Source organism: Cupriavidus sp. GW821-FHT07C08, assembly GCF_059419025.1.
The window spans coordinates 1-20796 of record NZ_JBWKQZ010000024.1; the positions used below are offsets into that span (position 1 = coordinate 1).

Consider the following 20796-nt stretch of genomic DNA (forward strand, 5'->3'; position numbering starts at 1 on the left):
CCATCGTGCGTGACATGCGCAAATTGTGCATAACTGCGTAGGAATGCGCAACTACGTTTGCGGCAGTTCAAGCCCCTGCAGGTGCGCAATGCGATGGGCAACATCACGGCCAACGTCCCCGCCACATACCGCTTTGGCGCGCGCTACATCGGCCTGGGCGGCACGCCCTCGCCGGGGACGGTATCAAGCGCGATGATCTTTACCATGGATTATCAGTAGCGCGCACGGAAGCCGCACGGCGAAGGACTACAATAGGCGGTTGCAGTCCTTGAAGGCTTTCGCCATGTCTGACCATCCCCGCTTCACCATCAACCGTTCCATGGTCGCCCTGGTCCCGGAACAGCCGTTCCTGGACTGGATCCAGGCGGTCGATCCCCAGCCGGTGGCCGGCCTCACGCTCGAACAGGTGCGCGAGGACCAGAGCGTGTTCCTGCTCCCGGAAGAACTGGCCGATACGCACGACAATGCCATGCGCTGGGTCGAGAAGCGCTGGCAGGAATTCTTTGAATTCATGCTGGGCGAGTGGTTCGACGACTCGATGTGGCCCGAGGAACTGTCGCTGCAGATGTTCCGCGAGTGGTTCAGCGTGCGCTACCACTCGATGGTGTTCGACATGGCCCCTGACGTGCCGGTCATGCACGATGACTGGGACGACGAAGACGACGCGTCCGAGATGCTGCACTAGGATCAGGAACCGGGCCGGCAGAGCGCCGGCCCGGGTTTCAGCGTCGCCAGCGACGCCTCAGAGGAAGCGGTCGAGGATCTTGCGGCTGTGCTTGTCCAACGCCATCAGGTCGCGGATCAGGTAGTGGATGCCGTGCGTGTCCGATATCAGCAGCGTGCTGCCGGCCAGGCGCCGGATTGCCTCTTCGCCGCGCAGCACCAGCTCGGTCTGGCCGCGATCGGTCTGCACCGTCCACACGCTGGGCGTGGCATAGGTCGACACGCTGACAATACGCTCGATCTCCGGCATGAACTCGCGCGAGGCGAGTTCCGCTTCGATCATGTCGCGCTCTGCCTGCGGCACATCCTCCAGCCGCGGAACCCACACCACCTCATGCCCGTCGGTGCTCATCAGGCCGATGCCGCCCTGCGGCGCGGAAATCGGGAAGGCGCGCACCGGCACCACGCCTTCGTGGACGGTGCCGTCCCCGGCGATCAGGACCAGGCGGCCGAAAGGATTGCGATCTAGCGTAAACATGGGCGTCGGCGTGGTGGCGGGGATGTCATTGGGCATTGGCGGCCTCCGGCGTTTCGATCGCTTCGTCTTCGCCGTCACCGTCCTCGGTGTCGACATTGCGCGCCTGCGCCTGGTACAGCTTGTAGTACGCGCCTTCGCGCAACAGCAGCTCATCGTGGCTGCCGACTTCGACGATCTGGCCGCGGTCCATCACCACCAGCCGGTCGGCCTTGCGCAGTGTCGACAGGCGGTGCGCGATGGCGATGGTGGTGCGGCCCTGCACCAGGTTGTCGAGCGCCTTCTGGATTTCCTTCTCGGTGGCAGTGTCGACCGACGAGGTGGCCTCGTCCATGATCAGGATGCGCGGGTTGATCAGCAGCGCGCGCGCGATCGAGATGCGCTGGCGCTCGCCGCCCGACAGCGCCTGGCCACGTTCACCGACCAGGGAGTCATAGCCGTGCGGCAGGCGCAGGATGAACTCGTGCGCATGCGCGGCGCGCGCGGCGGCGATGATCTCTTCGCGCGTGGCGTCGGGCTTGCCGTAGGCAATGTTGTCGGCAATCGTGCCGAAGAACAGGAACGGCTCCTGCAGCACCAGGCCGATATGGCGGCGGTACTCCGACACCGGCAGCGAGCGGATATCGACGCCGTCGACGCGGATCGCGCCCTCGGAAACATCGTAGAAACGGCAGATCAGGTTGACCAGCGTGCTCTTGCCCGAGCCACTGTGCCCCACCAGGCCAATCATCTCGCCCGGCTCGATCGACAGGTTCAGCCCGCGGATCACCGCGCGGTTGCCGTAGCGGAAGCCCAGGTCGCTCATGTCGATGGCGCCTTCGACCTTGTCCAGCTTCGCCGGGCGCACCGGCTCCGGCACGCTCGACACATGGTCGAGGATGTCGAAGATGCGCTTGGCGCCGGCGGCGGCCTTCTGCGTCACCGAGACGATCCGGCTCATCGAATCCAGCCGGGTATAGAAGCGGCTGATATAGGTCAGGAACGCCACCAGCACGCCCACCGTGATGGCGCTGTGCGACACCTGCCAGATGCCGAACACCCACACGATCAGCAGGCCGATCTCGGTCAGCAGCGTGACCGTAGGCGTGAACAGCGACCATACCGCGTTGACGCGGTCGTTGATCGCCAGGTTGTGCTTATTGGCCTCGCGGAAGCGCGACACCTCACGCTTTTCCTGGGCAAATGCCTTGACCACGCGGATGCCGGGGATGGTATCGGCCAGCACATTGGTGATCTCGGACCAGATCCGGTCGATCTTCTCGAATCCGTGGCGCAGGCGGTCGCGCACCAGGTGGATCATCCAGGCGATGAACGGCAGCGGCACCAGTGTGACCAATGCCAACCACGGGTTGATCGACACCAGGATCACCGCCGTCATGACGATCATCAGCACATCGGTGGCAAAGTCCAGCAGGTGCAGCGACAGGAAGACGCAGATGCGGTCACTTTCCGAGCCGATGCGCGCCATCAGGTCGCCAGTGCGCTTGCCGCCGAAATATTCCAGCGACAGCTTTAGCAGGTGTTCATAGGTTGTTGTACGCAGATCGGCACCAATGCGCTCCGATACGCGCGCCAGCAGGTAGGTCCGCGCCCATCCCAGCGACCAGGCCACCAGCGCTGCTCCCAGCAATCCGGCCAGGTACAGGCGCACCAGGCCGTAGTCGATTGGCACGCCGTTCTGGAACGGGATCAGCACCTTGTCCATCAGCGGCATGGTCAGGTACGGCGGCACCAGCGTGGCCGCAGTGGACAGCAGCGTCAGCAGGAAGCCCGCCAGCAGTTGCCACTGGTAGGGCCGGGCAAAGCGCCACAGGCGCAGCAGCGCCCAGGTCGAGGGCGGGGTTTCCAGCTCCCGGCTGCATTGAGGGCACTGCTCCTCGTCAGGGGGCAGCGGCGCCTTGCAGGTCGGGCACAGCACCTCGCCCGCCTCGCCGGCCGGGCGCGCGCCGGCGGCGTCGCGCTGCGCTTCGAACTGGTCAGCCAGCCGCAGCGCGGCCGGATTGTAACCAAGCGTATATCGCCAGCTGGCCAGCCGGCCTTCCGGACCGCTCAATTCCAGCGCGCCCACGCCCGCGTGGTCGGTGTGCGACAGGCGCAGGGTGGGCGCGATGTTCCATTCCCGCACATTTTTTTCACCCGGAGCCCGGGCAACGATGCGCTGGTCGGTCACAACCAGCCACCCTTGGGTAAAATGCAGCTTCGCGTCGAGGTCCAGAGCCAGTCCGGCCAGGACGGTCTCGCCGGGTCGGAGCCACGATCCGGATTCAGCCCGCCAGGGCTCGTCGGCAGCAGGGGCGGTAGGGACAGACAGGGAGGACTGGGTCATGGATGGCGCGGCGTGCGTCCAGGGGGTACGGACATAACTTGAAACAAATTTAGGCCGGGCACGCTCTGGCGGCCCGCGAATTCGCCCGCAGTATACATAACGACGAACGCGCGGGTACTCCTGATGCACTGCACAATCACTTTTACACGAAGAAAGTCAACCCGCTCTGTGCTGTAACGTTACTGAAAGGTTAGGCTTCCATTTCTCGGGCGGTTCCGCCCACTGCCTCAAGCTAATTCAATGAAAAAGAAGGACATTGAGATTTTCGATGTCATGTCGCTGCGCGGCCCGAATATGTGGACATATCGGCCCGTACTGGAGGCATGGGTCGATATCGGGGAACTGGAGGACTTTCCCTCCAACACGATTCCGGGGTTCTACGAGCGCCTGTCGGCCTGGCTGCCGTCGCTGGTCGAGCATCGCTGCAGCATCGGCGAGCGCGGCGGCTTCCTGCAGCGCGTGAAGGAAGGCACCTGGCCCGGCCATATCCTGGAACACGTGACGCTTGAGCTGCAGAACCTGGCAGGCATGCCCGGCGGCTTTGGCAAGGCGCGCGAGACCCCGGTGCGCGGTGTCTACAAGGTGATCGTGCGCGCCTGGCACGAGGAAGTCACCCGCGTCGCCCTGTTCACCGCCCGCGACCTGGTCATGGCCGCGATCGAGGACCGTCCCTTCGACGTCCCTGCCGCCGTGGACAACCTGCGCCGCCTGGTGGACGAGCATTGCCTGGGCCCCAGCACCGCCTGCATCGTCGATGCCGCGGACGACCGCGACATCCCGGCGATCCGCCTGTCGGACGGCAACCTGGTGCAGCTCGGCTACGGCGCGCGCCAGCGCCGCATCTGGACCGCCGAGACCGACCGCACCAGCGCCATCGGCGAAAGCATTTCGCGCGACAAGGACCTGACCAAGAGCCTGCTGGAATCCTGCGGCGTGCCGGTCCCTGAGGGCCGCATGGTCGATTCCCCGGCCGACGCCTGGGACGCCGCCGAAGACATCGGCGTGCCGGTGGTGGTCAAGCCCTATGACGGCAACCACGGCCGCGGCGTGTTCACCAACCTGATGACCCGCGAGGAAGTCGAGACCGCCTACGGCGTGGCCATCGATGAAGGCAACGGCGTCATCGTCGAGCGCTTCATCCCCGGCAACGAGCACCGCCTGCTGGTGGTGGGCGGCCGCCTGGTGGCCGCCGCCATGGGCGAGACCGCGAGCGTGGTCGGCGACGGCAAGTCCACCATCGACGAGCTGATCGAGCTGCAGATCAATTCCGATCCGCGCCGCGGCACCACCGAGGACCATCCGCTGAACCGTGTGCGGCTGGACTCGGCCGCGCGCCTGGAACTGAAGCGCCAGGGCATGGACGCCAGCACGGTCCCGCCCGAAGGCCGCTCGGTGCTGATCCAGCGCAACGGCAACGTCGCCTTCGACGTCACCGACCGCGTGCACCCGAGCGTCGCCGCGCATGCGGCGCTGGCCGCGCGCGTGGTCGGGCTGGACATCGCCGGCGTGGACCTAGTGGCCGAGGACATCTCGCGCCCGCTGGCCGAGCAACGCGGCGCCATCGTCGAAGTCAACGCCGGCCCCGGCCTGCTGATGCATATCAAGCCGGCCGAAGGCACGCCGCGCCCGGTGGGCCGCGCCATCGTCAACCACCTGTTCCCCGAGTCCGATGACGACCAGGGCCGCATCCCGGTGGTGGGCGTGACCGGCACCAACGGCAAGACCGTGGTGGCGCGCCTGGTGGCGCGCCTGCTGCAGCTGTCGGGCAAGCATACCGGCCTGGCCTGCAGCGACGGGCTGTTCCTGGACCGCCGCCAGGTGGAAAGCGGCGACCGCGCCAACTGGCAATCGGGCCATCGCATCCTGATGAACCGCGCGGTCGAGGCCGCCGTGTTCGAGAACGACAGCGGCAGCATCCTCTCCGAAGGCCTGGTCTATGACCGCTGCCAGGTCGGCGTGGTCACCAATTTCGACCAGCCCGACCACCTCGGCGACTACTATGTCGAGGACGAGGACCGCATGTACAACGTGCTGCGCACGCAGGTCGACGTGGTGCTGGAGACCGGTGCGGCCGTGCTCAACGCGCGCGACGAACGCCTGGTAGAGATGGCCGGGCTGTGCGACGGCGACGTGATCTTCTTCGGCCTGACGCCGGAGCTGCCCGCGATCGTGTCGCACCGCGCCGCCGGCAAGCGCGCGGTGTACCTGCGCGAAGGCAAGATCGTGCTGGCCACCGGCAGCAGCGAGACCGCGCTGGTGGACGTGGCCGCGGTGCCGCTGACCTACGCCGGACGCGTCGCGTTCCAGGTCGAGAACGTGCTGGCGGCCGTGGCCGCGGGCTGGGCGCTGGGCATTTCCAACGACCTGATCCGCGCCGGCGTGGTGACCTTCGATGTCGGCCAGGTCGACGTGCCGGGCCGCTTCACGCTGTTCGAGCGCAACGGCGCCACCGTGGTGGTCGACGACGCCCACAACGCGCCCGCGCTGGAAGCGCTGGCGACCGCGCTGGAGCGCTTCCCGGCCGAGCGCCGCATGGTGGTCTACGGCGCCGGCGTGCAGCGCCGCGACGAAGACCTGGTGCGCCAGGGCATGGCGCTGGGCCAGCATTTCGACCGCGTCTTCCTGTGCGAGGACCGCAGCGTCAAGCGCGCCCTGCCCGATGCCGAGGCGCGCGCGCTGCTCAAGCAGGGCCTGTACGAAGGCCGGCGCGTGACCAAGATCATCGACGAAGGCACGCGTGCCAGCGCCATTGAAACCGCCCTGAGCCAGCTGGTGCCGGGCGACCTGCTGGTACTGCAGTGCGACGAGGCCGCCACCGGCGCCACCGTCGACCTGGTGCACCACTGGATGGGCCAGCCTGCGCGCCGCGCCTGACGCGGCCCCAAGCTCAACCGCGCATAGAAGACACGGAAACCGTTCTATGGAAGTCTCACGTATCCGGGCCCTGCGGGGCCCGAACCTGTGGTGCCGCCACACCGCCATCGAGGCGATCGTGGCCTGCCAGGATGCCACCAACATGCTGTCGGCGCTGCCCGGCTTTGAAGACCGGCTGCGCGCCCGTTTCCCTGAGATCGGGCCGCTGCGCCCGGACGAGGAATCGGGCGAGCTGTCGCTGGCCCACGTGCTGGAAGTGACGGCGCTGCGCCTGCAGGCCGCCGCCGGCTGCCCGGTCACCTTCAGCCGCACCGCGCAGACGGTCGAGCCCGGCACCTACCAGGTGATCGTGCAATACAGCGAGGAAGAAGTCGGCCGGCTTGCGTTCGAGCTGGCCGAGGCCCTGTGCCGCGCCGCGCGCAACGACACCCCGTTCGACCTCGCCGACGCGCTGCACCGCCTGCGCGAGCTGGACGAGGACGTGCGCCTGGGGCCGAGCACCGGCTCCATCGTCTACGCCGCCGTGGCGCGCGGCATTCCCTACCGGCGCCTGACGCAGGGCTCGATGGTGCAGTTTGGCTGGGGCAGCAAGCAGCGCCGCATCCAGGCCGCCGAGACCGACCGCACCAGCGCCGTGGCCGAATCGATCGCGCAGGACAAGGACCTGACCAAGACCCTGCTGCACGCCGCCGGCGTGCCGGTGCCGCTGGGCCGCTCGGTGCGCAGCGCCGAAGAGGCCTGGGCCGCCGCGCAGGAAATCGACGCCCCGGTGGTGGTCAAGCCGCGCGACGGCAACCAGGGCAAGGGCGTGGCGGTACGCATCCGCACCCGCGACGAAGTGATGACGGCCTATGAGGTCGCCTCGGACATCAGCTCGGACGTGATCGTCGAGCGCTATATCCCGGGCCACGACTTCCGCCTGCTGGTGGTCGGCAAGCAGCTGGTGGCGGCCGCGCGCCGCGATCCGCCGCAGGTCATCGGCGACGGCGTGCATACCGTGCGCCAGCTGGTCGAGGAAGTGAACCGCGACCCGCGCCGCGGCGAAGGCCATGCGACCTCGCTGACCAAGATCCGCTTCGACGATATCGCGCTGGCCGTGCTGGCCAAGCAGAACCTGACCGCCGAATCCGTGCCGGCCAAGGGCACGCGCGTGGTGTTGCGTAACAACGCCAACCTGTCCACCGGCGGCAGCGCCACCGACGTGACCGACGACGTCCACCCGGACATCGCCGCGCGTGCCGTGGCGGCGGCGCAGATGGTGGGCCTGGACATCGCCGGCGTCGACGCCGTGTGCGAGACCATGCTCAAGCCGTTCGAGGAACAGGCCGGCGGCATCGTCGAGGTCAACGCCGCGCCGGGCCTGCGCATGCACCTGCAGCCGTCGTACGGCAAGGGCCGCGCGGTCGGCGAAGCCATTGTCTCGACCATGTTCTCCGATGGCGACGATGGCCGCATCCCGGTGGTGGCCGTGTCCGGCACCAACGGCAAGACCACCACGGTCCGGCTGATCACCCACATCATGGCCACCAGCGGCCTGCGCATGGGCATGACCGGCACCGACGGCGTGTATGTCCAGGGCGAGCGCATCGACACCGGCGACTGCAGCGGCCCGCGCAGCGCGCGCAACGTGCTACTGCACCCGGACGTGGACGCCGCCGTGTTTGAAACCGCGCGCGGCGGCCTGCTGCGCGAAGGCCTGGCATTCGACCGCTGCGACGTGGCGGTGGTGACCAACGTGGGCGAAGGCGACCACCTGGGCCTGTCCTTCATCAACTCGGTGGAAGACCTGGCGGTGCTCAAGAGCGTGATCGTGCAGAACGTCGCGCCGCACGGCATGGCGGTCCTGAACGCGGCCGACCCGATGGTGGTGCGCATGGCCGACGCCTGCCCCGGCAGCGTCACCTTCTTCGCGCACGACCCCAACCAGCCAGCCATGGCCACGCACCGCGCGCAGGGCAAGCGCGTGGTGTTCGTGGACGGCGCCGACATCGTCGTATCCGAAGGCGATACCGAAGTGCGCATCGCACTGGCCGAGATCCCGCTGACGCGCAACGGCACCATCGGCTTCCAGGTCGATAACGCGATGTCGTCGATCGCCGCCGCGTGGGCGCTGGGCATCGACTGGTCGACTATCCGCCGCGGCCTGGCCACCTTCGTCAACGACGCGCAGACCGCCCCGGGACGCTTCAACGTGTTCGACTACCGCGGCGCCACGCTGATCGCCGACTACGGCCACAACCCGGATGCCATCCTGGCACTGTGCAGCGCTGTCGAGACCATCCCCGCCAAACGGCGCGTGGTGGTGATCAGCGGCGCGGGCGACCGCCGCGACGACGACATCCGCCGCCAGACCCAGATCCTGGGCGGCGTGTTCGATGAAGTCATCCTGTACCAGGACCAGTGCCAGCGCGGCCGCGCCGACGGCGAGGTGCTGGCGCTGCTGCGCGAAGGCCTGCAGGGCGCGCAACGCGCCGGCCAGGTCGAGGAGATCCGGGGCGAGTTCCTCGCCATCGATACCGCGCTGTCGCACCTGCAGCCGGGCGACCTGTGCCTGGTCCTGGTGGACCAGGTGGAAGAGGCGCTGGGGCATATCGCCAGCCGCATCGCGCAGGGCTGACCGGCCCGGCGATAAAAATGGCCAGCTCCGCGGAGCTGGCCTTTTACTTTGTGGCGCCGATCAGTGGCGCCCGGGCAGCGACAAGCGCCGCTCCAGCATATGCTGCACGCCCGACAGCCCCGTGCTCAGCACCCAGTAGATTGCCGCCACTGCCAGGTACAGCGGCAACGGCTGGTAGGTGGCCGCGATCACCTCCTGCGCCGTGCGCAGCAGCTCGGTCACGGTGATGACCGATACCAGCGAGGTGTCCTTGATCAGGCTGATCAGGCTGTTGGACAGGCTCGGCACCGCCAGCCGCAGCGCCTGCGGGCCGACCACGTAGCGCAGTGCCTGCACCGGCGTCAGGCCCAGGCTGTAGGCTGCCAGCCATTGGCCGCGCGACACGCCCAGGATGGCCCCGCGCATGCTCTCGGACAGGTAGGCGCCGACGTTCAGGCTCAGCGTCAGCACGCCCGCGGGCGTGGGCTCCAGCGCGATGCCGACGCCCGGCAGCCCGTAGTAGACGACAAAGATCTGCACCAGCAGCGGCGTGCCGCGCATGATGCTGACGTAGGTGCGCGCCACCGCCTTGAGCACGCGGCTATGGCTGATGCCCATCAGCGCCACCACCGTGCCCAGCATCAGCCCGAACACCATCGACCATAACGCGAACTTGATGGTCAGCAGCGTGCCCTGCAGCAGCACTGGCAGGGAATCGGTGACAAGCTGGAGAGCGGACATGGGCGTGGCGGCGGCAGAAGAATGAAAAAGAAAGCGGCGCGGCAGCCATGCAGGCCGCGGCGCCGCGACATGATACCGCCCGGCTTGCTGGCCGGCTTACCTGACTGGCTTTCCTCACTGTTTTACTTGATTGGCTTACCGGCGGGCCTGGTCACGTCGGTGCCGAACCACTTCACCGAGAGCTTGCCAAGCGTGCCGTCCTTGGCCAGGTCATCCAGCGCGTGGTTGATGGCCTGCGCGAACTTGGGGTTGTCCTTGCGGAACGGGATGGCCACCTGCGTGGTGGCACCGGCCACGATTGCGCCCTGCCGCAGCGGCAGGTTGGCGGTCTTGACCAGGTAGGCGACCATCAGCCGGTCATTCAGCGCGGCGTCGACGCGCTGTGCCGCCAGGTCGCGCAGGTACTCAGGCGCGCCGGGATAGGTCTTGACGTCGATGCCCGGCACCGACTTGGCCAGGTCGTTGAAATTGCTGCCCAGGCTGACGCCGAGCTTGTGGCCCTTCAGGTCTTCCAGCGACTTGAACTGGCGGTTGTCGTCCTTGCGCTGGATCAGCTGCGCATCCGAGTAGACGTAGGGCGTGGAGAAGTCCAGCACTTGCTGGCGCTGAGGCGTGACGTTGACCTGGTTGACGATCACGTCGAACTTGCCCGCCTGCAGGCCGGCAATGATGCCGCTCCACTCGGTGGTGACGAACTCCGGCTTCACGCCCAGCTTGCCCGCCACCGCACGCGCCACGTCCACGTCAAACCCTTCCAGCTCGTTCTTCGCGCCGCGGAAGCCGAACGGCGGATACGTGCCCTCCAGGCCGATCTTGAGCACGCCGGCCTGCTTGACGGTATCGAGCAGGTCGGCGGCCTGCGCCGCGGTGGACGCCAGCCCGGCGCCGGCAAGCAGCGAGGCAGCCAGCAGGGATTTGAGCCAGCCAGTACGAATCGATCGCATATGTTCTCCAGTGGATGCGGAAAAGCAGTGTGGGGGGCAGACAGCGCCGGATGCCGCTTGTGAGGGCCGCCGGCCAGTTGTGCTGCTATGAGCCTATATCGGGCTCAACACTAGCGCAAACACTATCGAACGCTAAATATTGATTCATTATGGCTAAATAACCGCCGGGCCTGATGCGTCCCGGCGGTGGCGCCCTGCCCTTACTGGTAAGCCTTGTCGTTGGGCGCCGCGAACAGCGCCTTCATGTCGGCCGACAGCGGGTAGTTCATGTTGATGCCGCGCGGCGGGATCGGCGACATGAACCACTTGTTGTACAGCTTCTCGGCACGGCCGCTGGTCTGCAGGTCTGCGATCACGCCGTCGGCCAGCTTCTTGAACGAGGGATCGTCCTTGCGGAACATGCAGGCGTAGTTCTCGGTCTGCAGCGGCGCGCCGACCACCACCCAGTCGCCCGCGCTCTTGGCCTTGGTGCGCTCGCCGTACAGCAGCGGCTCGTCCATGACGAAGGCAGCGGCGCGGCCGGTCTCCAGGATCAGGAAGGACTGGCCGTGGTCCTTGGTGCTGATCAGGTTCATGTTCATGGCCTTCTCGCCGTTCATCTTGACCAGCAGGCGCTCGCCGGTGGTGCCGGCGGTGGTGACCACGTTGCGCTCCTTCAGGTCGGTAAACTCCCTCACGCCCGAATCCTTTTTGGTCAGCATCTTGATGCCGTAGACGAACAGGCTGTTGGAGAACGCCACCTGCTTCTGGCGCTCGAGGTTGTTGGTGGTGCTGCCGCATTCGATGTCGATGGTGCCGTTCTGCACCAGCGGGATGCGGTTCTGCGAGGTGATCGGGGTCAGGCGCACCTGCAGGCCGGGCATCTTGAGTTCGCTCTTCACCTTGTCGACAATCTGCAGCAGGATCTCGTGCGAATAGCCCATCACCTCCTTGCCGTCGGTGTACGAGAACGGGATCGAAGATTCGCGATAGCCCAGCGAGATCACGCCGCTGTCCTTGATCTTCTTCAGCGTGTCGCCATCGGCGGCCTGGGCGGCGCCGGCAGCCAGCAACAGGGCGGCGGCCGCGAGCGTGCGGCGGGTGGCGGGTCGTCGGGTATGCAGTGGTTTCATGTCGCGCTCCTTGTAGTGGGGCTTGTTCGGTTGAGGCTCGTTTCCTGGACTGCTTCGCTTACTGCGTCATGAGTTGCAAACTCACGGGTACTGCAAAACCGATGCATGCCGGCGGCCCTAGGCGCGCGCGGCCTCGAAATCCCCTGCGTCGATGGCAGGACGCCGGCCCGCCAGCCGGTCGGCCAGCAGGCCGGCACTGCCCATGGCCAGCGTAAAGCCCAGCGCGCCGTGGCCGAGGTTCAGCCAAAGGCCGGACACCCGCGACGGCCCGACCAGCGGCAGGCCGTCCGGCGTGGCCGGGCGCAGGCCGGCCCACGGCTGCAACTGCGCCAGCGGCAGGTCGGGCACGAGGCCGTCGAACAACGCGCGCGTCTGCGCCACCAGGGTGCCGACCCGCTCCGGGTCGATACGGGTGCCGCCGCGCACCAGGTCGGCCATGCCCGCCACCCGCAGTGTATTGCCGATGCGCGCATAGACGATCTTGTTGGCGAAATCGGTCACGCTGATATGCGGGGCGCGCGCGCCGCTTGCGATCGGCACCGTGATGCTGTAGCCCTTGAGCGGCCACAGCATCGGCCGTACGCCCAGCGGCCGCAGCAGCGGCACGCTGCCGATGCCTCCGGCCACGATCACCACGTCGGCCGGCACCACGCCGCTGGCGGTCCGCACGCCGGTCACGCGCCCGCCCTGCTGCACCAGCTCTTGCACGACGGTGCCGAAGCGCATCGACACGCCGGCGTGCGCCCCGTCTTGCAGCAACCGTGCCAGCGACAGGCAGAAGCGGTGGCAGTCGCCCACCTCCTCGCTCGGCGTGTAGATGGCGCCGGCAATCTCGTTGCGGATGCCGGCCAGCGCGGGCTCCAGCGCCACGCAGGCATCGCGGTCCAGCGCCTGCTGCTCGCAGCCCAGGCTGGCCTGGTAATCGAGCAGGCGGCAGGCCGATGCGAATGCCTGCGCGTCGCGGTGCACCACCAGCTTGCCGCGCCGCGCAAAATCGAAGCCGGCGCCGCCGTTGTCATGATGATGCTGTTCGACAAACGCCTGCATCAGGTCGCGCGAATAGAACCCCAGCCGCAGCAGCTTGCGCGTGGTGGCCTCGCTGGTGGTGGTGTTGCACGCCCCCATGAAGGCCGCCAGCCAGCGCCACTGCGCCGGATCTGCCGCGGGGCGGAAACGCATCGGCGAATCGCGCCGCAGCAGCCAGCCCGGCACCTTGGACATCACGCCCGGCCCGGCCAGCGGCGCCACATAGCTGTAGCTGAGCTGCCCGCCATTGGCAAAGCTGGTCTCCTCGGCCGGCCCGTCGTGGCGCTCCAGCACCGTCACCTGGTGGCCGTCCTCGGCCAGGCGCCATGCCGTCGTCATGCCGACCACGCCGGCGCCCACGATCACTACCTGCATTGCCATCCCTTGATTGCTTTGTCCCGATCCGGCAAAGCGTAATGCAGGCGGCGCGGATTGCCCAATGCGAATACGTGCCAGAATATGTCATCAGGCTATGGATGCCTGCCCGCTTCCCGGATTGCCATGCGCTTGCGCCAGATTGAAGTCTTCCGCGCCGTGATGCTGACCGGCACCGTCAGCGAGGCCGCGCGCCTGCTGCACGTGTCCCAGCCGGTGGTCACCCGTGTGCTCCAGCATGCCGAGGCCTCGCTCGGCTTCCGCCTGTTCGAACGGGTGCGCGGCCGGCTGCAGGCCACGCCCGAGGCCAATGCGCTCTATGGCGATGTCGAAAGGCTATATGGCGAGATCGAGCGCGTGCGCCGGGTCTCGGAAAGCCTGCGCCACAAGGGCGCCGGGCGGCTGCGCGTGGCCGCCACCCCCAGCCTGGCCAACCCGCTGCTGGTGCCGGCGGTGCGGCGCTTCTGCGCGCGCCACCCGGACACGCAGGTGCAGGTGCTGACCCACCATACCGACGAGATCGTCGGGGCGCTGCTGGCCAACCAGATCGACCTGGGCTTTGCCTTTGCGCCGCCGGGCCACGAGGCCATCTCCTGCGAGCCGGTGGCCAGCGGCCGCATGCTGCTGGCGGTGCCGCGCGGCCAGCCGCTGCCTGCCGGCGGGCGCCGCCAGGTGGTGCCGATGCAGCGGCTGATGGAGCGCGCCTTCATCGGCTATGACGACAACAGCTCGCTCGGGCTGCTGGTGCGCCAGACCCTGGCCCGGCACGCGCTGGAGCCGCGCTCGACGCTGGAGGTGCAGACCTATTCGCTGGCGCTGGCCTTGGTCGATGCCGGGCTGGGCGTGACCCTGCTGGACCAGTACACCGCGCTCAGCGCCAGCCCGGAGCGGGTCGCGCTGCATGACGTGGCGCCGGTGCTGCCGTTCGAGATCCAGATGCTGCGCGCGAGCCACCGCGCCGGCTCCAGCCTGGCCGACGACCTGCGCGCGCAGTTTGCGCTGACCGCCGGGGAACTGGCCGCAACGCTGCCGCAGCGGCTGGAAGCGCCGGCCGCCAGCTTTGACGCGGTGTCCCGGAGCCGCAATCGAGGTCTGCCTGATGCCTGATTGACAGCCGCGCGCGCCCTGCACCATCATCAAGCCGCCTGCAGGCACAAGCTGCATGCGCCAAACCGCCTATGTTCGTCCTGATCCTGATCGCCCTTGTCCTTGTCAGCGCCTTTTTCTCGGTCTCCGAGATCGCGCTGACCGCCGCCCGCCGCACCAAGCTGCAAGTCTTGTCGGAGCGCGGCGATGGCCGCGCCACGCGCGTGCTGCGGCTCAAGGAGGAGCCCGGGAATTTCTTCACGATCGTGCAGATCGGTGTCAACAGCGTGGCAATCCTGGCCGGTATCCTCGGCGAGAAGCATGTGTCGGACCTGCTGCTGGAGACGCTATCGCCCTATATGCAGGTGGTCCACGCCCAGCGCGCGGCCAATATCGGCTCGTTCCTGATCGTGACGCTGCTGTTTATCCAGTTTGCTGACCTGATCCCCAAGCGTATCGCCATGACCTTCCCCGAGCGGTGCGCGGTGGCGGTGATCGACCCGATGCTGACGCTGCTGCGCGTGCTCAAGCCGCTGGTGTGGATCTTCAACGCCGCCGCCGATGCCACGCTGCGGCTGCTGCGCCTGCCGACCAAGCCGGTCGACCAGATCACCACCGAGGACATCGCCGCGATGGTCGATGCCGGCGCCGAAGCCGGCGTGCTGCACAAGCATGAACTCCACCTGATCGAGAATGTGTTCGAACTCGAGTTCAAGAGCATTACCGCGATCATGACGCCGCGCGACGACGTGGTCTACCTGAGTCTCGACGAACCCGCCGACAGCGTGCGCCGCAAGCTGGTCAACCAGCCGCACGCGCAATACCCGGTGTGCGGGCACGACCTCGACGACGTGCAGGGCTATATCGATTCCAAGGACATCCTGCAGTTGCTGCTGGCCGATGAAAGCGCCGCCGCGATCGGCAATATCGGCCGCCATCACGACAAGAACGTGCTGGTGATCCCCGACACGCTGACCCTGTCCGAGGCACTCACGCGCTTCCGCGAGATGCACCAGAACTTTGCCGTGGTGATGAACGAGTACGGGCTGGTGGTGGGCATCGTCACGCTGGACGATATCGTCGGCGCGCTGATGGGAGACATCCTGTATTCCAGCGAGGACGAGCAGATCGTGCGGCGCGACGACTGCTCCTGGCTGGTCGACGGCCTCACCCCGCTGGTGGACCTGAAGAAGGCGCTCGATCTCGACACCCTGCCCGGCGAGGACTATGTCGACACCGCGGCCGGGCTGGTGATCTACGCGCTCAAGCGCATCCCGAAGAAATCCGAGTCGATCACCGTGGCGGGCTATCGCTTCGAAGTGCTGGACATCGACCATCACAAGATCGACCAGCTGCTGGTGTCGCGCCTGCCACAAGTGCCGGAGACTGAAGCGCCAGCGCCGCTGGCGTAGGCGTGACGGCCTGGCGGTAGCGCTCCAGCGTATCCGGCAGCCGGAACCACGCCACATAGCTGAACGCCACCACCACCGCTGCCGCCACCACCACGCCCAGCCGCCATGGCGCCACCGATTCCTTCGGCGCCGGCACATGCAGCGTGCGGTAGGCCGTGCCGAGCAGCGCGATCCATGCCAGCCCCAGCGCATAGCCTGCGGCGACATCCGACAGCCAGTGCATGCCCAGGTACAGCCGCGACACCCCTATCGCCGCCACCGCCACCACGGTCAGCGCCAGCACCGGGATGCGCACGCGCCACGGCTGGCGCAGGCACATCAGGAAGGCCAGGAAGCCATAGGTGACCATGCTGCTGGTGGCGTGGCCGCTGGGGAAGGAATACGATTCCAGGCCGCTGTAGATGCTGGCCGGGCGCACGCGCGCCATGCCCAGCTTGAGCGCCATCACGCAGGCGCGCGCACCCAGCAGCGCGGCGGCCCAGTACAGCGCCACCGTCCAGGCGCGGCGCCAGCACAGCCAAGCGAACACCGCCACGCCCACCGCCACGGAAATGCGCGCGCCGCCCAGTTCGGTCACGGCCACCATCGCGATATCGAGCCAGTCGGTGCGCAAGGCACGCAGCCAAGCAAACACGATCTGGTCGATGCGCACCACGCCCCCTCTTTCGGCGACCTCGCCGGCCAGCCAGAACAGGGCGCTGCCGCAGGCCAGCAGCACGGCGCCGGCCAGCAGCACCACCAGCAGCTCGGCCATGTCGCGCTCGAGCACGCGCAGCGTGAGCGTGCTCAGCCGGCGCGGCTGTGCGGCCACGCGCCCGGACAGTGCGCCGGCCCCCCACACGCGCCACCGGTCCAGCCAGCGCACCACCGGCCGCAACAGCGCGACCAGCAGCGGCACCAGGCTCAGCAGCAGCACCGTCACCAGCGTGAACAGCGCCAGCAGCCCCAGCGCCGTGCCCGGCGTGAGCCAGGCCTCGGCGAAGGCGCTCGCGCGTGCCGGCACGTCAATCACGGGACGCGCCCGCCGCGCCGACGATGCGGGCGATATTGGCACGCGCCGGCGCCTCGCAGTCGGCAAAGGCGTCGGTCAGGAAAAGTTGCGGGCGCTGCGCCAGCTTGCCCAGGAACGCCGCGCGGCGGCGCATGAATTCCGTCTCCAGCGCCTCGCCCTGTAGACCGGTGCGCGCGGCCAGCAAGGCGCGGTTCTCGGCGAATACGTCCAGGCTATGGGCATCGAAAATTTCCGGCGCCGCGGCCAGCCTGAGCAGGTCGAGATCGAGCACGGTGTCGGCGCCGGCAATGCTTGGGCCATGGCCGCGCGTATCGAGCACGATCTGCACGGCACGGTCCAGCACCGCGCGGTCCTCGCCGGGCGCCACCGTTTCGATCAGCGCCGCTGATGCGGCTTCGTTGTGCTCGCACCCCGCCACATAGACCGCGTCGTGGCACAGCACCGCCAGCGCCTGCGCGCGGTCCAGCGCAATGCCGCGCGCGTGGGCGGTCTCGAACATCTCCAGGATATGGCGGCGGTCGTGGTAGTGCCGGTAAGGCGTGTCGTGCAGCGCCAGCACATCGAGCACCGCCTGGCGCGGCAGGAAGTCCAGGCAGGCCAGCGCCGCGGGCCAGGCGGGCGCAAAGCGCGGCACCTCGCCCTGCGGCGTGGCCACCGGTTCGCTGAACACATCGGCGCGGCGCACCCACAGCAATGAGGGATCGCGCATCGCGCGGTAGACCACCACGGGCGCGAGATCGGCCTCGAAGCGGCCGATGCCAACTGCCGCGTAGGCGCCGCCCTTGTAGTGCCGGTACGGCATGCCGGCGACCAGGTTGGGGTCGGCCGGCAGTTCGGCCGGATCGCCGTGGAAGACCGGTGCTGGGGGTTGGCTGGCGGGTGGCTGTGTCATGGTGCGGCATCCTGCGTTGCGGACCGCCATGATAGTGCACCCGGCAGCGCGTCCGGTACGCGGGCCAGTGCGGCGGCCCATGCCCGCCGCATGAAAAACCGGCCGCGGAAAAAAACAAAACCGACGCGCACTTTCGTGGGCGTCGGCCTGAGTTTTACTACACTGTTTTTGCCTGTCCGGTGGTCGAGCCGGGCAGCTTCTTGTTTTGGCGGAGAGGGTGGGATTCGAACCCACGGTACCGTCGCCGGTACGCCTGATTTCGAGTCAGGTACATTCGACCACTCTGCCACCTCTCCGGTAACTTGTTGCCGTGTGGCGAAACCGAGATTATAGCCATGTCCAGCCAGCCGATGCAAGAGGCTGGCTGCGGATTTTTTCCGTTCGCTTTACAGCTCCGGGTCCAGGCGGGTGATGCCGCCCATGTACGGCTGCAGCGCGGCCGGCACCGTGACCGAGCCGTCAGCGTTCTGATAGTTCTCAAGGATCGCCACCAGCGTGCGGCCGACGGCCAGGCCGGAGCCGTTGAGGGTGTGCACCAGCTCCGGCTTGCCCTGCCCCGTGCGCATGCGCGCCTGCATGCGGCGCGCCTGGAAGTCGCCCATGTTCGAGCACGAGCTGATCTCGCGGTAGGTGTTCTGCGCGGGGATCCACACTTCCAGGTCGTAGGTCTTGGTGCTGCCGAAGCCCATGTCGCCGGTGCACAGCACGATGGTGCGGAACGGCAGTTCGAGCTTCTTCAGGATCGCCTCGGCGTGGCCGGTCAGTTGCTCCAGCGCCTCGAACGACTGCGCGGCCGGCACCACCTGCACCAGCTCGACCTTGTCGAACTGGTGCTGGCGGATCATGCCGCGCGTGTCCTTGCCGTACGAGCCGGCTTCCGAGCGGAAGCACGGCGTATGCGCGACAAAGCGCAGCGGCAACTTCTCGCCCGCGACGATGGCGTCGCGCACGATATTGGTCAGCGGCACCTCGGCGGTCGGGATCAGGTAGAAGTTCTCGATGCGCTCGCCTTCCTCGCTGCCGACCTTGCGCGGCACCTTGAACAGGTCTTCCTCGAACTTGGGCAGCTGGCCGGTGCCGCGCATCGAGGCGGCGTTGACCATGTACGGCACATACATCTCGGTGTAGCCGTGTTCCTGCGTATGGGTGTCGAGCATCAGCTGCACCAGCGCGCGGTTCATGCGCGCCAGGCCACCGCGCAGCATTGAGAAGCGCGAACCGGTGACCTTGACCGCGGTGTCGAAGTCCAGGCCCAGCTTCTCGCCCACGTCGACGTGGTCGCGCACGGCAAAGTCGAACTGGCGCGGCTCGCCCACGCGGCGCACTTCGACGTTCTGGGTTTCGTCATTGCCCACCGGCACGCTTTCATGCGGCAGGTTGGGGATAGCCAGCATCAGTTCAGCCAGGTGCGCCTGGATCTCGTCCAGCCGCGCGGCCGAGGCCTTGAGCGTGTCGCCGATGCCGCCCACTTCCGCCATCACGGCCGAGGCGTCCTCGCCCTTGCCCTTGAGCATGCCGATCTGCTTGGACAGGCTGTTGCGGCGCGCCTGCAGTTCCTCGGTCTGGGTCTGCAGTTGCTTGCGTTCGGCCTCAAGTGCCTGGAACGCCGCAACGTCGAGTTGGTAGCCGCGCGTGGCAAGGCGTTGCGCCACGGCGTCGATGTCTTTGCGGAACAGCTGGATGTCGAGCATGTTGCTTTGGTGAAGTGCAGGGCCAGCGACATGCCGGCGGACCCGCCATTTTACTGCACCGGCCCCGTCCGGCGCGAACCGGGCGATACCAGGCCGCCGCGGTGTTACCGGCTCACGCCACCGCTCACTCCCCGCCCTTGCCGCCGTCCTTTGCCTTGGCCACGCGCTGCTCGCGATGCCAGGCGGCATCCAGCTCGCGCAGGTGGCGCAGCTTCTCGGCGATCTTGCCCTCCAGCCCGCGCGGCACCGGCTGGTACCAGCCCTGGGCCTTCAGGTCGTCCGGGAAGTAGTGCTCGCCGGCGGCGTAGGCCTCGGGCTCGTCGTGCGCGTAGCGGTAGGCGTGGCCGTGGCCAAGCTCCTTCATCAGCTTGGTCGGCGCGTTGCGCAGATGCACCGGCACCGCGCGCGACTTGTCCTTGCCGACGAAGGCGCGCGCCGCGTTGTAGGCGTTGTAGCCGGCGTTGGACTTGGGCGCCACGGCCAGGTAGATCAGGGCCTGGCCCAGCGCCAGTTCGCCCTCGGGCGAGCCAAGGCGCTCATAGGTCTCGGCCGCGTCCAGCGTGATGCGGGCGGCACGGGGATCGGCCAGGCCGATATCCTCCCACGCCATGCGCACGATGCGCCGCGCCAGGTAGCGCGGGTCGGCACCGCCGTCGATCATGCGGCAGAACCAGTACAGCGCCGCGTCCGGGTCCGAGCCGCGCACGGACTTGTGCAGCGCGCTGATCTGGTCGTAGAAAGCGTCGCCGCCCTTGTCGAAGCGGCGCAGGTTTTCCGACAGCGCGCTGCCCAGCAGCGCGGTATCGATCTGCGCGGCGCCGGCGGTGCGCGCGGCGCGCGCCACGATCTCGATATTGTTCAGCAGCTTGCGCCCGTCGCCATCGGCCGAGGCCACGATCAGCTGCAGCGCTTCGTCCTGCCAGCTCAGGCCGCCCGCCTGTGCGCCGAGTTCTTCGCTGGCGCGCAGCGCCAGCTGCGTCAGCTCGGCATCGTCCAGGCTCTTGAGCACATAGACCGCCGCGCGCGACAGCAAGGCGCCGTTGACTTCGAACGAGGGATTCTCGGTGGTGGCGCCGATAAAGGTGAAGAGCCCGCTTTCCACATGCGGCAGGAAGGCATCCTGCTGGCTCTTGTTGAAGCGGTGGACTTCGTCGACGAACACCAGCGTGCGCCGCCCGTGCGCGCGGAACTGCTCGGCGCGCTCGACCGCCTCGCGGATGTCCTTGACCCCCGACAGCACCGCCGACAGCGCGATGAACTCGGCGTCGAAGGCACTGGCCATCAGCCGCGCCAGCGTGGTCTTGCCCACGCCCGGCGGGCCCCACAGGATCATCGAATGTGGCTCGCCGGACTCGAACGCCACGCGCAGCGGCTTGCCCGCACCCAGCAGGTGCTGTTGCCCAATCACCTCGTCGATGGTGCGCGGGCGCAGACGCTCGGCCAGCGGTTGCCGGGAACGGTCGGGAGTATCGGAAAACAGCGTGTCCGCCACGGTATTCAAGCCTTGTGAA

The 20796-nt window shown here is 67.7% G+C and carries 16 protein-coding genes and 1 tRNA gene; 6 read left to right on the forward strand and 11 right to left on the reverse strand.

Annotated features, from left to right (window positions below; translation table 11 throughout):
• Nucleotides 1-57: 57 nt before the first annotated feature.
• Nucleotides 58-219 (forward strand): hypothetical protein, encoded by a 162-nt coding sequence (locus AC07UK_RS25995; protein ID WP_494686781.1) that lies wholly within the window; start codon nucleotides 58-60, stop codon nucleotides 217-219.
• Nucleotides 220-283: 64 nt separating this feature from the next.
• Nucleotides 284-685 carry a hypothetical protein gene (locus tag AC07UK_RS26000; RefSeq protein WP_013955832.1) on the forward strand — a complete coding sequence of 134 codons (402 nt, stop codon included), beginning with the start codon at nucleotides 284-286 and terminating at the stop codon, nucleotides 683-685.
• Nucleotides 686-742: 57 nt separating this feature from the next.
• Here the strand turns inward: AC07UK_RS26000 and AC07UK_RS26005 are convergent, their stop codons facing one another.
• Both AC07UK_RS26005 and AC07UK_RS26010 read right to left on the reverse strand, forming a co-directional pair.
• Nucleotides 743-1237 (reverse strand): cyanophycin metabolism-associated DUF1854 family protein, encoded by a 495-nt coding sequence (locus AC07UK_RS26005; protein ID WP_436221026.1) that lies wholly within the window; start codon nucleotides 1235-1237, stop codon nucleotides 743-745.
• Nucleotides 1227-3524: a cyanophycin metabolism-associated ABC transporter gene (locus AC07UK_RS26010; RefSeq protein ID WP_494686782.1), complete on the reverse strand. Its 2298-nt coding sequence runs from the start codon at nucleotides 3522-3524 to the stop codon at nucleotides 1227-1229. Before AC07UK_RS26010 ends, AC07UK_RS26005 begins: the two co-directional genes overlap by 11 nt.
• A 240-nt stretch (nucleotides 3525-3764) precedes the next feature.
• On the opposite strand from AC07UK_RS26010, the gene cphA (AC07UK_RS26015) reads away from it, so the two are divergent.
• On the forward strand, nucleotides 3765-6398 hold the full coding sequence (gene cphA / locus AC07UK_RS26015) for a cyanophycin synthetase (RefSeq protein ID WP_494686783.1): 2634 nt from the start codon (nucleotides 3765-3767) through the stop codon (nucleotides 6396-6398).
• 46 nt (nucleotides 6399-6444) lie between these two features.
• Complete coding sequence (gene cphA / locus AC07UK_RS26020; RefSeq protein WP_436221023.1) at nucleotides 6445-9015, forward strand: cyanophycin synthetase; 2571 nt, start codon at nucleotides 6445-6447, stop codon at nucleotides 9013-9015.
• A 60-nt stretch (nucleotides 9016-9075) separates the two neighbouring features.
• Here cphA (AC07UK_RS26020) and AC07UK_RS26025 read toward each other — a convergent pair whose 3' ends face one another.
• From AC07UK_RS26025 to AC07UK_RS26040, 4 genes are all read right to left on the reverse strand, one after another.
• On the reverse strand, nucleotides 9076-9735 hold the full coding sequence (locus tag AC07UK_RS26025) for an amino acid ABC transporter permease (protein WP_114131364.1): 660 nt from the start codon (nucleotides 9733-9735) through the stop codon (nucleotides 9076-9078).
• Between the two features lie 122 nt (nucleotides 9736-9857).
• On the reverse strand, nucleotides 9858-10679 hold the full coding sequence (locus AC07UK_RS26030) for a transporter substrate-binding domain-containing protein (protein WP_013955826.1): 822 nt from the start codon (nucleotides 10677-10679) through the stop codon (nucleotides 9858-9860).
• 200 nt (nucleotides 10680-10879) lie between these two features.
• Nucleotides 10880-11791 (reverse strand): glutamate/aspartate ABC transporter substrate-binding protein, encoded by a 912-nt coding sequence (locus AC07UK_RS26035; protein ID WP_436221022.1) that lies wholly within the window; start codon nucleotides 11789-11791, stop codon nucleotides 10880-10882.
• A 117-nt stretch (nucleotides 11792-11908) separates the two neighbouring features.
• On the reverse strand, nucleotides 11909-13192 hold the full coding sequence (locus AC07UK_RS26040; protein WP_436223043.1) for a D-amino acid dehydrogenase: 1284 nt from the start codon (nucleotides 13190-13192) through the stop codon (nucleotides 11909-11911).
• A 126-nt stretch (nucleotides 13193-13318) separates the two neighbouring features.
• Between AC07UK_RS26040 and AC07UK_RS26045 the strand changes: the two genes are divergently transcribed.
• Together AC07UK_RS26045 and paeA are read left to right on the forward strand one after the other, a co-directional pair.
• Nucleotides 13319-14299, forward strand: a complete 981-nt coding sequence (locus AC07UK_RS26045; RefSeq protein ID WP_436221021.1) for a LysR family transcriptional regulator — start codon at nucleotides 13319-13321, stop codon at nucleotides 14297-14299.
• 71 nt (nucleotides 14300-14370) lie between these two features.
• Complete coding sequence (gene paeA / locus AC07UK_RS26050) at nucleotides 14371-15690, forward strand: polyamine export protein PaeA (protein ID WP_494686784.1); 1320 nt, start codon at nucleotides 14371-14373, stop codon at nucleotides 15688-15690.
• On the opposite strand, the gene AC07UK_RS26055 is transcribed toward paeA, so the two are convergent.
• The 5 genes from AC07UK_RS26055 to AC07UK_RS26075 all read right to left on the reverse strand — a co-directional run bounded on the left by AC07UK_RS26055 (nucleotide 15572) and on the right by AC07UK_RS26075 (nucleotide 20777).
• Complete coding sequence (locus tag AC07UK_RS26055; RefSeq protein ID WP_494686811.1) at nucleotides 15572-16702, reverse strand: phosphatase PAP2 family protein; 1131 nt, start codon at nucleotides 16700-16702, stop codon at nucleotides 15572-15574. The two genes, paeA and AC07UK_RS26055, sit on opposite strands and share 119 nt — an antisense overlap.
• Nucleotides 16695-17624, reverse strand: a complete 930-nt coding sequence (locus AC07UK_RS26060; protein ID WP_494686785.1) for a DUF1653 domain-containing protein — start codon at nucleotides 17622-17624, stop codon at nucleotides 16695-16697. The genes AC07UK_RS26055 and AC07UK_RS26060 overlap by 8 nt, the downstream gene beginning before the upstream one ends.
• Before the next feature lie 176 nt (nucleotides 17625-17800).
• Nucleotides 17801-17890, reverse strand: a tRNA-Ser gene (locus AC07UK_RS26065).
• Between the two features lie 90 nt (nucleotides 17891-17980).
• Complete coding sequence (gene serS / locus AC07UK_RS26070) at nucleotides 17981-19285, reverse strand: serine--tRNA ligase (protein ID WP_494686786.1); 1305 nt, start codon at nucleotides 19283-19285, stop codon at nucleotides 17981-17983.
• A 124-nt stretch (nucleotides 19286-19409) separates the two neighbouring features.
• The gene (locus tag AC07UK_RS26075) at nucleotides 19410-20777 is read right to left on the reverse strand and encodes a replication-associated recombination protein A (RefSeq protein WP_436223041.1); all 1368 of its coding nucleotides are present in this window, start codon (nucleotides 20775-20777) and stop codon (nucleotides 19410-19412) included.
• Nucleotides 20778-20796 lie beyond the last annotated feature (19 nt).